Source organism: Pseudomonas sp. AN3A02 (assembly GCF_011765255.1).
Taxonomy (GTDB): Bacteria; Pseudomonadota; Gammaproteobacteria; order Pseudomonadales; family Pseudomonadaceae; genus Aquipseudomonas.
In genome coordinates, this window is record NZ_JAARNI010000015.1 from 1 (window position 1) to 13,717 (window position 13,717).

8 protein-coding genes are annotated in these 13,717 nt (G+C 59.4%); 7 read left to right on the forward strand and 1 reads right to left on the reverse strand.

Annotation, left to right across the window (positions count from 1 at the left end; genetic code table 11):
* On the reverse strand, nt 1–4,522 hold a 4,522-nt coding region (locus HBJ59_RS29665; protein ID WP_167665618.1), incomplete at its 3' end, for a retention module-containing protein.
* Nucleotides 4,523–4,860: 338 nt separating this feature from the next.
* On the opposite strand from HBJ59_RS29665, the gene HBJ59_RS29670 reads away from it, so the two are divergent.
* From HBJ59_RS29670 to HBJ59_RS29700, 7 genes are all read left to right on the forward strand, one after another.
* Complete coding sequence (locus HBJ59_RS29670) at nt 4,861–6,219, forward strand: TolC family outer membrane protein (RefSeq protein WP_076015599.1); 1,359 nt, start codon at nt 4,861–4,863, stop codon at nt 6,217–6,219.
* A 41-nt stretch (nt 6,220–6,260) separates the two neighbouring features.
* Nucleotides 6,261–8,417: a type I secretion system permease/ATPase gene (locus tag HBJ59_RS29675; protein WP_167665619.1), complete on the forward strand. Its 2,157-nt coding sequence runs from the start codon at nt 6,261–6,263 to the stop codon at nt 8,415–8,417.
* Nucleotides 8,407–9,771 carry an HlyD family type I secretion periplasmic adaptor subunit gene (locus HBJ59_RS29680; protein WP_167665620.1) on the forward strand — a complete coding sequence of 455 codons (1,365 nt, stop codon included), beginning with the start codon at nt 8,407–8,409 and terminating at the stop codon, nt 9,769–9,771. Before HBJ59_RS29675 ends, HBJ59_RS29680 begins: the two co-directional genes overlap by 11 nt.
* A 176-nt stretch (nt 9,772–9,947) precedes the next feature.
* Nucleotides 9,948–10,841, forward strand: a complete 894-nt coding sequence (locus HBJ59_RS29685; RefSeq protein ID WP_167665621.1) for a TauD/TfdA family dioxygenase — start codon at nt 9,948–9,950, stop codon at nt 10,839–10,841.
* 14 nt (nt 10,842–10,855) lie between these two features.
* Entirely contained in the window at nt 10,856–11,881 is a 1,026-nt protein-coding gene (locus tag HBJ59_RS29690; RefSeq protein WP_167665622.1) for an ABC transporter substrate-binding protein, read from the forward strand.
* A 1-nt stretch (nt 11,882) separates the two neighbouring features.
* Complete coding sequence (locus HBJ59_RS29695) at nt 11,883–12,734, forward strand: ABC transporter ATP-binding protein (protein ID WP_076015595.1); 852 nt, start codon at nt 11,883–11,885, stop codon at nt 12,732–12,734.
* A gap of 12 nt (nt 12,735–12,746) precedes the next feature.
* Complete coding sequence (locus HBJ59_RS29700; protein ID WP_003218225.1) at nt 12,747–13,595, forward strand: ABC transporter permease; 849 nt, start codon at nt 12,747–12,749, stop codon at nt 13,593–13,595.
* Nucleotides 13,596–13,717: the final 122 nt, after the last annotated feature.

The following is a 13,717-nucleotide window of genomic DNA, read 5'->3' on the forward strand; positions in this document are numbered from 1 at the left end:
TGATCTGACCGCCTTCGGTGATTGCGGTGTTGGTGGTCGACAGCGTTACGGTGGTGGTATCGATCGAATCCGAAATGATTGTGGTCGGCGGATTGGTGTTGTCCGGGACCAGCTTCTCGAAATTACCGCCAGTAGCGGTGCTGATCGTGGTGCTAACGGTGGAACCGTTGTTGTAGACATCATTAACCGGGGTCTGGAAAACCACAGTCCCCGTGGTTTTGCCCGCATCAATGGTGATGACCTGGCCGTTGGACAGAGTCACGGTCACTGGAGCATGAGCTTCGTTGCTCAAGGTCGCGGTGTAGGTGATCTGGCCGCCTTCGGTAATGGCAGTATCGGTGGTCGACAGCGTCACCGTGGTGGTGTCGATCGAATCCGAAATGACGGTGGTCGGCGGATTAGTGTTATCCGGAACCAGCTTCTCGAAGTTGCCGCCAGTGGCGGTGGTGATCGTGGTACTAACGGTCGAACCGTTGTTGTAGACGTCGTTGACCGGAGTCTGGAAAACCACAGTGCCGGTGGTTTTACCCGCATCAATGGTGATCACCTGGCCGTTGGACAGAGTCACAGTCACCGGCGCATGCGCTTCGTTGCTCAAGGTCGCGGTATAGGTGATCTGACCGCCTTCAGTGATCGCAGTGTCGTTAGTCGACAGCGTTACGGTCGTGGTGTCGATCGAGTCGCTAATCGTGGTGGTCGGCGGATTGGTGTTATCCGGGACCAACTTCTCAAAGTTACCGCCAGTAGCCGCTGTAATCGTGGTGCTAACGGTGGAACCGTTGTTGTAAACGTCATTGACCGGCGTTTGGAAAACCACGGTGCCCGTGGTTTTGCCCGCATCAATGGTGATCACCTGGCCGTTAGACAGGGTCACGGTCACCGGCGCGTGAGCTTCGTTGCTCAAGGTCGCGGTGTAGGTGATCTGACCGCCTTCAGTGATCGCGGTATCGGTGGTCGACAGCGTTACCGTGGTGGTGTCGATCGAGTCGGTAATCGTGGTGGTCGGCGGATTGGTGTTATCCGGGACCAACTTCTCAAAGTTGCCGCCAGTAGCGGTGGTAATGGTTGTGCTAACGGTCGAACCGTTGTTGTAGACGTCATTGACCGGAGTCTGGAAAACCACGGTGCCCGTGGTTTTGCCCGCGTCGATGGTGATGACCTGGCCGTTCGACAGGGTCACGGTGACCGGCGCATGCGCTTCATTCGAAAGCGTGGCGGTGTAGGTGATCTGGCCGCCTTCAGTGATTGCGGTGTCAGTGGTCGACAGCGTTACGGTGGTGGTGTCGATCGAATCCGAAATGACGGTGGTCGGCGGATTAGTGTTATCCGGGACCAGCTTCTCGAAGTTGCCGCCAGTGGCGGTGGTGATCGTGGTACTAACGGTCGAACCGTTGTTGTAGACGTCGTTGACCGGTGTTTGGAAAACCACGGTACCCGTGGTTTTACCAGCATCAATGGTAATAACTTGGCCGTTAGACAGGGTCACGGTCACCGGCGCTTGAGCTTCGTTGCTCAAGGTTGCGGTGTAGGTGATCTGACCGCCTTCGGTAATGGCGGTGTCAGTGGTCGACAGTGTCACGGTGGTGGTATCGATCGAATCCGAAATGATGGTCGTCGGCGGATTTGTGTTATCCGGGACCAACTTCTCGAAGTTGCCGCCAGTGGCAGTGGTGATCGTGGTGCTAACGGTCGAACCGTTGTTGTAAACGTCATTGACTGGCGTTTGGAATACCACAGTGCCGGTGGTTTTACCGGTATCGATGGTGATCACCTGGCCGTTGGACAGGGTCACGGTCACCGGTGCATGCGCTTCATTAGAAAGCGTTGCGGTGTAAGTGATCTGGCCACCTTCAGTGATCGCAGTGTCGTTAGTCGACAAGGTCACGGTGGTGGTGTCGATCGAGTCGGTAATCGTGGTGGTCGGCGGATTTGTATTGTCCGGAACCAGCTTCTCGAAGTTACCGCCAGTAGCGGTGGTGATGGTTGTGCTAACGGTCGAGCCGTTGTTGTAAACATCGTTGACCGGTGTCTGGAAGACCACGGTGCCCGTGGTTTTACCCGCGTCGATAGTGATCACCTGTCCGTTGGACAGAGTCACCGTCACTGGAGCATGAGCTTCGTCGCTCAAAGTTGCGGTGTAAGTGATCTGACCGCCTTCGGTAATCGCAGTGTCGTTAGTCGACAACGTCACCGTCGTAGTGTCGATCGAATCCGAAATGACGGTAGTCGGCGGATTGGTGTTGTCCGGGACCAACTTCTCGAAGTTGCCACCAGTGGCCGTCGTAATGGTGGTGCTAACGGTGGAACCGTTGTTGTAGACGTCGTTGACTGGCGTTTGGAAAACCACGGTGCCCGTGGTTTTGCCCGCGTCGATGGTGATGACCTGGCCGTTGGACAGGGTCACGGTGACCGGAGCATGCGCTTCATTCGAAAGCGTGGCGGTGTAGGTGATCTGACCGCCTTCAGTGATCGCAGTGTCGTTAGTCGACAACGTCACCGTCGTGGTATCAACCGAGTCGGTGATCGTTGTCACCGCTGGCGTAGTGCTCGGCACCAGGTTCTCAAAATTACCGCCAGTAGCCGCGGTAATGGTGGTGCTAACCGTCGAACCATTGTTGTAAACATCATTGGCTGGCGTATCGACGACAACCGTCCCGGTGGACTTCCCGGCTTCAATGGTAATCACCGAGCCATTGCTCAAAGTGACGGTCACCGGTGTCTGCGCTGGGTTAGTCAGGGTAGCGGTGTAAGTAATCTGACCGCCTTCGGTCACGCTTTCGCCCGCCGTCAGGGAGACGGTGGTGTTGTCGATCGAATCGGTAATGGTGGTAACCGCTGGCGTAGTCGCCGGCACCAGGTTCTCGAAGTTACCGCCGGTAGTCCCGGTAATCGTGGTGCTGATGGTCGAGCCGTTGTTGTAAACATCATTGGCTGGCGTATCGACGACAACCGTCCCCGTGGACTTTCCGGCTTCAATGGTGATCACCGAGCCATTGCTCAAGGTGACAGTCACTGGCGTCTGCGCGGGGTTGGTCAGGGTAGCGGTGTAAGTGATCTGACCGCCTTCGGTCACGGTATTACCGGCCGTCAGCGTGACCGTAGTGGTATCGATCGAATCGGTAATGGTGGTAACGGCTGGCGTAGTTGCCGGCACCAGGTTCTCGAAGTTACCGCCGGTAGTCCCGGTAATCGTGGTGCTGATGGTCGAGCCGTTGTTGTAAACATCATTGGCTGGCGTATCAACGACAACGGTCCCCGTGGACTTCCCGGCTTCAATGGTAATCACCGAGCCATTGCTCAAGGTGACAGTCACTGGCGTCTGCGCGGGGTTGGTCAGGGTAGCGGTATAAGTAATCTGACCGCCTTCGGTCACGGTATTACCGGCCGTCAGCGTGACCGTAGTGGTATCGATCGAATCGGTAATGGTGGTAACCGCTGGCGTAGTCGCCGGCACCAGGTTCTCGAAGTTACCGCCGGTAGCCCCGGTAATCGTGGTGCTGATGGTCGAGCCATTGTTGTAAACATCATTGGCTGGCGTATCGACCACAACCGTCCCGGTGGACTTCCCAGCTTCGATGGTAATCACCGAGCCATTGCTCAAGGTGACAGTCACTGGCGTCTGCGCTGGGTTGGTCAGGGTAGCGGTGTAAGTAATCTGACCGCCTTCGGTCACGGTATTACCGGCTGTCAGCGTGACAGTGGTGGTGTCGACGGTGTCGGTGATTTGGGTCACCGCCGGCGCGGGGTCGGTGGTCAGCACCAGGTTGTTGCCACCGGTGGTGCCGGTGACGGTGACGCTGATCTGGCTTGCATCGATGTACGGGGTGTCGTTGGGGGCCAGGGGCACATTCACGGTGCCCGTCAATTGGCCGGCCGGGATGGTGATCACCGCGCCATTGGACAGGGTGATGCTCAGGTCGCTGGTGGGCGCCTGCGTCACAGTGGCGGTGTAGGTCAGCACGCCGCCAGCTTCGGTGATGGTCGGGGTCGCGCCCAGGGTCAGGGTGGATGCTTGCAGCACCAGGCCGCCCGCGTCGCTCGCCTGTCCGCCAGTATTCTGGGTCAGGGCCGAGGTGGTCACACCCAGGCCGGCTGTTGGGAAACCAATGGTCGGCGCGACGCTGGCCGCCGTTGCATCCAGCACCACGAAACTATGGCCGCCACCCGCTGCGCCCGTGCCGGCCGCGGTCGGCCCTGCTGCGGTAGCTTCCAGGTCGGTGGTCGGGTCGGCGCCGGCAGCGATGGCTTGCTGCAGCTCGGCAACCGACGGCGCGGCCTGGGCAGTGGCTTGGGCCAGGTCGAGGCTGGAGTCCGGCGTGTCGGCGCTCCACTGGGTTTCACGGCCCAGGTCCAGTGTGCGGCCGTCGGCCAGTTCCAGGCTAACGGCGCCCGAGAGGCCGGTGTCTACCTGATCCCCTGCGAACAGTCGGTCGCCTTCGACAAGTACACGTCTGACTCCTTCTGGAGAAATGACGAAAACTTGGCCAACAATGCTTTTGACGATGGCAACAACACTGCTCATTGAAGATTTCTCCGGCGATCCGTTCGGGTAACTTCCATAGACCTGAGCACTGGTTAGCGTCAGTTTGGAGGTGCTTGGACTTTTGACAGGTGATTCGTCAATAATTTGGCTATAATTTTTCGGAATTAACTTTATGCCAAACTATTGACCTTATGGCCGCCATCCTAAACAATCGCCCCACTAATGTCACATTGATATTTATGCGGCGAACCGTCCTACATGTGTGAACCAGTTCCGCTTTTGAACTTTCCGACGTACGGTCATTACGGTTGCCATTTTCCGACACAGCGACTCGATCTGCTGTGATTTGAGACAAGAAGTCCTGGGGAATTTTTGAAATGCGTTTGCACCTGTTTAAGGCACTGCCGTTCGTCCTCGCCGCGAGTTTTGTACACGCCCAAACATTGCCACAGGCCATGCAGCAAGCGCTCGATGTGCATCCTGAAGTTCAGGCCGGCGTAAATAGCCGTATCGCCGCCGACTACCAATTGCGAGCCGCCCAAGGTGGCTACCTGCCGAAGGTGGATTTGGCCGGCGGCTACGGTCGCGAAGGTGTGGACAACTCCACCACTCGTGCCACCAATGGCCGCGGCAACAACCAATGGGACACGCTCAATCGCGGCGAATCGAGCCTGCGCCTGCAGCAAATGATTTTTGACGGTTTTGCCACTTCCAGCGAAGTAGGGCGTCAACAAGCCACCGTTAACTCCCGTGCTTATTCGTTGCTTGGCACCTCCGAGCGCACCGGCCTGACCGTTGCCCAGGTCTACCTGGACGTGCTGACCCGTCGTGAATTCGTACGCCTGGCTGAAGAGAACCTGCGCAACCACGAGCGCATCTACGACCAGATCAAATTGCGCACCCAGCGCGGCGTCGGTAACGGTGCTGACCTGGACCAGGCTGAAGCCCGTCTGGCTCAAGCCCGTAACAACCTGATCACCGAGCAGACCAACCTGGCCGACTCCCAGACTAACTATCTGAGTGCCGTGGGCCAGATGCCTGACCAGTTGGAGCGCCCGGCACCGTTCATGGCAATGCTGCCAGCCGATCTGAACGAAGCGCGTCGCCAGATGCTCGACAACAGCCCGATCCTGCGCTCGGCTGAATCCGACATCGTTGCAACCGAACAGCAGTACCAAGCCGCCAAATCGACGTTTTACCCGCGTTTTGATGCTGAACTCGGCACCAATGCCGACAACAACGTCAGCGGTGACCCGTCCCACAGCAATGGCTGGGAAGCCATGTTGCGCATGCGCTTCAACCTTTACTCCGGTGGCAGCAACAAAGCTGACCTGGAATCCAAATCGGCCCTGTCCAACCAGGCCCTGGATATCCGCAATAACGCCTTGCGCCAGTTGAACGAAGAGCTGGGCCTGGCCTGGAATGCCCTGAACAACGCCAACGCCCAAGTGCCGATCGCCCAGCAATACGTCGATCACAGCACCCGAGTACGCACTTCTTACCAGCAGCAATTCAGTTTGGGCCAACGTACCCTGCTCGATTTGCTCGACAGCGAGAACGAACTGTTCACCGCTTCCCGCCGTTTGGAAGAGATCAAAAATATTCAGTTATTTACTCAGTACCGAATCAAGGCGACCATGGGCGAATTGCTCAAAAGCCAGGGAGTGGTCGCGCCAATGGCCTCCGTCGTGCAAAACGACGTGAAGCCTAAAGTCCAACTGCCCGGGATGAATTGAGTCCCCCCTCAAGCCCCATCTGTTAGTCGAGAGTGCCCCGCGTGGAATCAGAAGTCAGTCGAGTTCATCTCAGTCATGATCCACGCACGCTGCACGACGACCCGTTACTTGACGGGTTGCTTGCGCTTTGCGCATTGCATCAGAAACCTGCCAGCGCGGCGATGCTCACCACTGGGCTGCCGTTGCCTGCGCAACGCCTGAGCGCCGAGCTGTTGCCTCGCGCCGCCGCACGCGCGGGGCTACAGGGGCGTTTGTTGCAACGCAAGCTGGAGCAGATTCCGACCATCGCCCTGCCGGCCTTGCTGTTGCTCAAGGACGGTCGCAGCACGGTGCTGGTCGGTTGGCATGGCGAGGACGAAGCCCGCATTCTGCTCAGCGAAAGCGACGGCGGTGAAGTCATCATCAAGCGCGACGTGTTGGCCGATGATTACACCGGCAAAGTGTTCTTCGCCCAACCCCAGCACAAGTTCGACGTCAACCACGGTACCTTGATCCCCCGTGCCCGCTCCTGGTTCCGCGACACCTTGAAGCGCTCGCGCTGGCTTTACACCGACGCCATCGCGGCCAGCTTCCTGATCAACATCATCGCCATGGCTGCGCCGTTGTTCGTGATGAACGTCTATGACCGCGTGGTGCCGAACCAGGCCACGGCCACCTTGTGGGTGCTGGCTATCGGTATTGCTGGCGCCTACCTGTTCGACCTGATCCTCAAAAGCCTGCGCAGTTTGTGCCTGGACCTGGCCGGGAAAAAAACCGACCTGATCATCTCGGCGACGCTGTTCGAGCGCATTGTCGGGATGTCCATGAAATACCGCCCGGCGCGGGTGGGCAGCTTTGCCCAAAACATCCACGAGTTTCAGAGCCTGCGGGATTTCCTCGCGTCACTGACCCTCACCAGCCTGATCGACCTGCCGTTCACCCTGCTGATTTTCCTGGTGATCGCTATCCTCGGCGGGCACCTGGTGTGGATTCCCGTGCTGGCGTTCCCGCTGGCCCTAGGCATCGGTTATGCCTTGCAAAAGCCCCTGGTGGCGACCATGGAGCGAACCATGGCCCTGGCCGCCGAGCGCCAATCGAGCCTGATCGAAACCCTCGCCGGGCTGGATGCGGTCAAGGTCAATAACGCCGAAAGCGAACGCCAATACCAATGGGAACAGACGATTGGCACCCTCAGTCGCCTGGAGCTGCGGGTGAAGTTGCTGTCGGGCCTGTCGATGAACATGACGCTGCTGATTCAGCAATTGGCGGGCGTCGTGATGATTTGCTTCGGTGTTTACCAGATCATCGACGGCAACCTGAGCATGGGCGGCCTGATTGCCTGCTACATGCTCAGTGGCCGTGCCTTGAGCCCGCTGGCTTCGCTGTCCGGCCTGCTGACCCGCTACCAGCAAGCCAAAGTCACCATGAAATCGGTAGACCAGATGATGGAGTTGCCCCAAGAGCGCAACTTCGAAGAGCGTCCGATGAGCCGCCGCACGCTGCAAGGTGCGATCGAATGCCGGGGCCTGAACTTCACCTACCCGGACCAGCAAAACGCCGCGCTGAAAAATCTCAACCTGGTGATCAAGCCCGGGGAAAAAATCGGCATTATCGGGCGCAGTGGTTCGGGTAAAAGCTCACTCGCCAAATTGATTGTCGGCCTCTACCAGCCTGACTCCGGCGCCTTGCTGGTGGACGGCGTGGACGTTCGCCAGATCGACGTCAGCGAGCTGCGCCATAACATCGGCTACGTACCTCAGGACATCCAACTGCTGGCCGGCACCCTGCGCGACAACCTGGTATCGGGTGCGCGCTATGTCGAAGACGAAATGGTCCTGCAAGCTGCGGAATTGGCCGGCGTCCACGAGTTTGCCCGCCTGCACCCCCAAGGCTACGAGCTGCAAGTCGGCGAGCGCGGGCAGAACCTGTCCGGCGGCCAGCGGCAGAACGTCGCGCTGGCCCGTGCCTTACTGCTCAACCCGCCTATCTTGCTGCTCGACGAACCGACCAGCGCCATGGACAACACCGGTGAAGAACGCTTGAAACAACGCCTGCTAGCTGTGGTGCAAAACAAGACGGTGGTGCTGGTCACGCACCGCGCCTCGCTGCTGTCCCTGGTGGACCGCCTGTTGGTGGTCGATCGGGGTCAGATCCTCGCGGATGGCCCGAAAGCCGTGGTCATGGAAGCGTTGAAGAAGGGGCAGATCAGTGTCGCTTAAGTCCGTCAAAAACTCGATTGGCCGCTACTTCAAAGGCTCCGACTCCCTGCAAGACCAGCCGCTGCCCGAGGTCAACAAAGCACTGATCGAAGATGCGCCGCGGGTCATCCGCTTGACCATCTGGGCGATCATCGCGTTTTTCCTGTTCCTGGTGTGCTGGGCGTATTTTTCCAGCATCGACGAAGTGACGCGCGGTGACGGCAAGGCGATTCCGTCCTCCAAGTTGCAGAAGATCCAAAACCTTGAAGGCGGCATCGTCGCAGAGCTGTACGTCAAGGAAGGCCAGATCGTCGAAGCCGGGGCACCGTTGATTCGTCTGGACGACACGCGTTTTGTGTCCAACGCCGGCGAAACCGAAGCCCTGCGGCTCTCGATGTTGCTGCGGGTCGAACGCTTGAGCGCGCAGGTGGATGACCGCCCGCTGAACATCCCGGACGACGTGCTCAAGGCCGCGCCAAGCCAGGCCGCCAGTGAGCGCTCGTTGTACGACAGTCGCCGTCAGCAGCTCAAGGACGAAGTCGGCGGGTTGCAGGAGCAACTGGTACAGCGTCAACAGGAACTGCGCGAGTTCTCCTCCAAGCAAGGCCAATACCGCAACCAGCTGTCGTTGCAGCGCCAGGAAATCAACATGTCCGAGCCATTGGTGGCCCAGGGCGCGGTTTCTCCGGTTGAAGTGCTGCGGCTCAAGCGTGCGGAAATGGAAACCCGTGGGCAACTTGATGCAACCACCCTGGCGATTCCCCGTGCCGAATCGGCGATCAAGGAAGTGCAGCGCAAGATCGACGAAACCCGCGGCAAATTCCGCAGTGAAGCCCTGACTCAACTCAACGAAGCCCGCACAGAACTGAACAAGGCCGCGTCTACCGGCAAGGCCCTGGAAGATCGGGTAAGCCGCACCCTGGTGACCTCGCCGGTACGCGGCATCGTCAAGCAGCTGCTGGTGAACACCGTAGGCGGCGTGATCCAGCCAGGCAGTGACATGGTGGAAATCGTGCCGCTGAATGACACCCTGCTGGTGGAAGCCAAGATACGTCCGCAAGACATCGCCTTCCTGCACCCGGGACAAGAGGCGGTGGTCAAGTTCACCGCCTATGACTACACCATCTACGGCGGCCTCAAGGCCAAGCTCGAGCGCATCGGTGCCGACACCATCACCGACGAAGACAAGAAAACCACCTACTACATGATCACCCTGCGCACCGACCGCAGCCACTTGGGCACCGATGAGAAGCCGCTGATCATCATCCCCGGCATGGTGGCTTCGGTGGACATCATCACCGGCCAGAAAAGCATCCTCAGCTACCTGCTCAAGCCGATCCTTAGGGCGCGGGCAGAGGCGTTGCACGAGCGCTGATCCCGACTGCACGCCCGGCCGTCCCCTGTGGGAGCCGGGCTTGCCCGCGATGAGGCCCTCCAAAACACCCAAGCGCCATGGCCTGTACAAAAGCCATATCGATATTCGTTAACGGTATTTAAAATGCCGTTCTTATGACTATAAAGTCACTCTCCTGACCGTCCGGGAGTGAACTCATGTCTGCCACCTCTACTGTTCCAACAGCGAACGACACTGCACAAACCTTTGAGATCCGTCCATTTCCCGGCAGCGTCGGCGCCGAGATCATTGGCCTGGACCTGACCCGCCCGGTCAGCGACCAGGACTTCACGCGCATTCATCGCGCGCACCTGGACTATCACGTCGTGGTCTTCCGCGACCAACGCATCACCCCCGAACAACAGATCGCCTTCAGCCGCCGCTTCGGTGTGCTGCAAATCCACGTGCTCAAACAATTCCTGCTGGCCAACCACCCGGAAATCCTGATCGTCTCCAACATCCTCGAAAACGGCCAATCCATCGGCCTGGGAGACGCCGGCAAGTTCTGGCACTCGGATCTCTCCTACAAAGAGCTGCCGAGCCTCGGCTCGATGCTCCATGCCCAGGAGCTGCCGTCCGAAGGCGGCGACACCTTGTTCGCCGACATGCACAAAGCCTGGGACCAACTGCCCGAGCGCCTGCGCAAGGCTGTCGAAGGTCGCAGCGCCGCGCACTCCTACACGGCGCGCTACAGCGAAACCAAATTCGAAGGCAACTGGCGCCCGACCCTCACCCCTGAGCAGCTCGCTCAGGTGGCGGAAGTGGTGCACCCGATCGTACGCACCCACCCGGAAAACGGCCGCAAGGCGTTGTTCGTCAGCGAGGGCTTCACCACCCGTATCGTCGGCCTGCCGGACGATGAAAGCCGTGACCTGCTGGCTCAGCTCTACGCCCACAGCGTGCTGCCCGAAAACATTTATCGCCATCAGTGGCAGCCCCACGACCTGGTGTTCTGGGACAACCGCTCGCTGATCCATCTGGCGGCCGGCTGCCCAAGCCACCTGCGGCGCAAGCTGTTCCGCACCACCATCCAGGGCGACGCGCCTTTCTGATCCGGAGCATGACCATGTCCAAGAAAATCCCATTGGCGCGCCTGGCTGCCACGGTCGGCCTGGGCGTCAGCCTGCTGGCCGGCAGCCTTGTTGCACCTGCCGCCGCCCAGGCCGAAGGCGAGATTCGCATCGCCGAGCAGTTCGGCATCGTCTACCTGTTGCTCAACGTGGTGCGCGATCAGAGCCTGATCGAGAAGTACGGCAAGCAGGAAGGCATCGACATCAAGGTCGACTGGACCCAGCTGTCCGGCGGCGCCGCCGTCAACGATGCGTTGCTCTCCGGTTCCATCGACATCGCCGGGGCTGGTGTCGGCCCGCTGTTGACCATCTGGGACCGCACCCACGGCAAGCAGAACGTGAAAGCCGTCGCCTCTCTGGGCAACTTCCCTTACTACCTGGTGAGCAACAATCCCAAGGTCAAAACCATTGCCGACTTCACCGAAAAAGACCGCATTGCCGTACCCGCAGTGGGCGTCTCCGTACAGTCGCGCTTCCTGCAATACGCCGCGGCCAAGCAGTGGGGCGACAAGGAATTCAACCGCCTCGACAAGTACACCGTGGCTGTCCCGCACCCGGATGCCACGGCTGCGCTGATCGCCGGTGGCACCGAACTGACCGGGCATTTCTCCAACCCGCCGTTCCAGGAACAGGCCCTGACCAACCCGAACGTGCACGTGGTGCTCAACTCCTACGACATCCTCGGCCCGAACTCGCCGACGGTGTTGTTTGCCACCGAGAAATTCCGCAACGACAACCCGAAAACCTACAAGGCGTTCGTCGAGGCGCTGACCGAAGCGGCCCAGTTCGCCCAGAACGACAAAGGCGCCGCCGCCGATACCTACATCCGTGTCACCAAAGCCAAGATCGACCGCGCCGACCTGCTGAAAATCATCGAAAACCCGCAGTTCGAATTCAGCGTCACACCGAAAAATACTTACCCGCTGGCGGAATTCCTCTACCGCGTTGGCGCGATCAAAAACAAACCCGAATCGTGGAAGGATTACTTCTTCCAGGACGCCAAACCGCTGCAAGGGAGCTGACATGAACGCACCCTTGCAAGGCCACACGGCCAGCAACCCGAAAACCACCGAAGCGTTGCTGTCGGTGGACCACGTCAGCCTTGAATACCGCACGCCCGAACGAGTGGTGCGAGCCACCCACCAGGTCAGTTTCGAGATCGACCCGGCGGACCGCTTTGTACTGCTGGGGCCTTCGGGCTGCGGCAAATCGACATTGCTGAAATCCATCGCCGGCTTTATCAAACCCTGCGAAGGCGAGATCCGTTTGCTCGGGCAAAAAGTCGAGCAACCGGGGCCGGACCGCATTGTGGTGTTCCAGGAATTCGACCAACTGCCGCCGTGGAAAACCGTCAAGCAGAACGTCATGTTTCCGCTGCTCGCCTCCAAGACCCTCAAGCGTCGCGAGGCCGAAGAACGGGCGCTGTACTACCTGGAAAAAGTCGGCCTTACGGCCTTTGCCGATGCCTATCCGCACACCCTGTCCGGCGGCATGAAGGCCCGTGTGGCCATCGCCCGGGCGTTGGCCATGCAGCCGAAAATCCTGCTGATGGACGAACCCTTCGCCGCCCTCGATGCGCTGACCCGACGCAAGATGCAGGAAGAGTTGCTGCTGCTCTGGGAAGAGGTGCGCTTCACGTTGTTGTTCGTCACCCACTCCATCGAAGAAGCGCTGGTGGTGGGCAACCGCATCCTGTTGCTGTCGCCGCATCCCGGGCGGGTGCGGGCGGAAATCCACAGCCATCAATACGACCTGCACAGCCTTGGCGGTGTGGCGTTCCAGGCTTCGGCGCGGCGCATTCATCGGCTGTTGTTTGATGAAGCGCCCGAGGCGGAAACCGAGCTGGGTTTCGCCGATATCCGCATCGCTTATTGAAGGGTTTCCACCATGCGCCAGGAATATGAAATCACTCTCGAACCTTTGCCCGGTGTTCGCGTAGAGCGCGAGTTACCGTGGCGTCAGCGCTTGTGGCAACAAGGCTGGCTGCGTAAAAGCCTGATCCTGATCGTGCTCGCGATCCTCTGGGAAGCGGCCGCGCGTTACCAGAACAATGACCTGCTGCTGCCAAGCTTCCTGCAGACCCTGAGCGCGTTCTACGACGGCATGGCCAGTGGCGAGCTGTTGAGCAAGGTCAGCATCTCGCTGGTGGTGCTGATCAAGGGTTACCTGATCGGCATTGTGCTGGCGTTCGCCCTGACCACCCTGGCGGTGTCCACCCAATTGGGTCGCGACTTGCTGAGCACCCTGACCTCGATGTTCAACCCGTTGCCGGCGATTGCCCTGCTGCCGCTGGCGCTGTTGTGGTTTGGCCTGGGGCAGAACAGCCTGATCTTCGTGCTGGTGCATTCAGTGCTGTGGGCGCTGGCGCTCAACACCTATTCAGGATTTCTCGGTGTCTCGGAAACCCTGCGCATGGCCGGTCGCAATTACGGCCTCAAGGGCATGCGTTTTGTGCTGTTCATCCTGATCCCGGCGGCGCTGCCGTCGATCCTCGCCGGGCTGAAAATCGGCTGGGCGTTTGCCTGGCGCACGCTGATTGCGGCCGAGCTGGTATTCGGCGCCACCAGCGGCAAGGGCGGGCTGGGCTGGTACATCTTCCAGAACCGCAACGAGCTCTACACCGACAAAGTATTTGCCGGGTTAGCGGTGGTAATCCTGATCGGTCTGCTGGTGGAAAACCTGGTGTTCGACACTTTGGAGCGCGTCACCGTAAAGCGCTGGGGCATGCAACGTTAATCACCTGCTGCTCCCTGTAGGAGCGAGCTTGCTCGCGAAAAATGCCCAGGCAACGCGCCCCATCAGGATGCCCGCGTTATCGTTAACGTTCTTCGCGAGCAAGCTCGCTCCTACAGAGAAGC

Excerpts from the sequence above, each read along its gene's own strand:
- HBJ59_RS29695 (WP_076015595.1), top strand. The coding sequence starts at position 11,883 with ATGAACGCACCCTTGCAAGGCCACACGGCCAGCAACCCGAAAACCACC.
- HBJ59_RS29690 (WP_167665622.1), top strand. The coding sequence starts at position 10,856 with ATGTCCAAGAAAATCCCATTGGCGCGCCTGGCTGCCACGGTCGGCCTG.
- HBJ59_RS29670 (WP_076015599.1), top strand. The coding sequence starts at position 4,861 with ATGCGTTTGCACCTGTTTAAGGCACTGCCGTTCGTCCTCGCCGCGAGT.
- HBJ59_RS29685 (WP_167665621.1), top strand. The coding sequence starts at position 9,948 with ATGTCTGCCACCTCTACTGTTCCAACAGCGAACGACACTGCACAAACC.
- HBJ59_RS29700 (WP_003218225.1), top strand. The coding sequence starts at position 12,747 with ATGCGCCAGGAATATGAAATCACTCTCGAACCTTTGCCCGGTGTTCGC.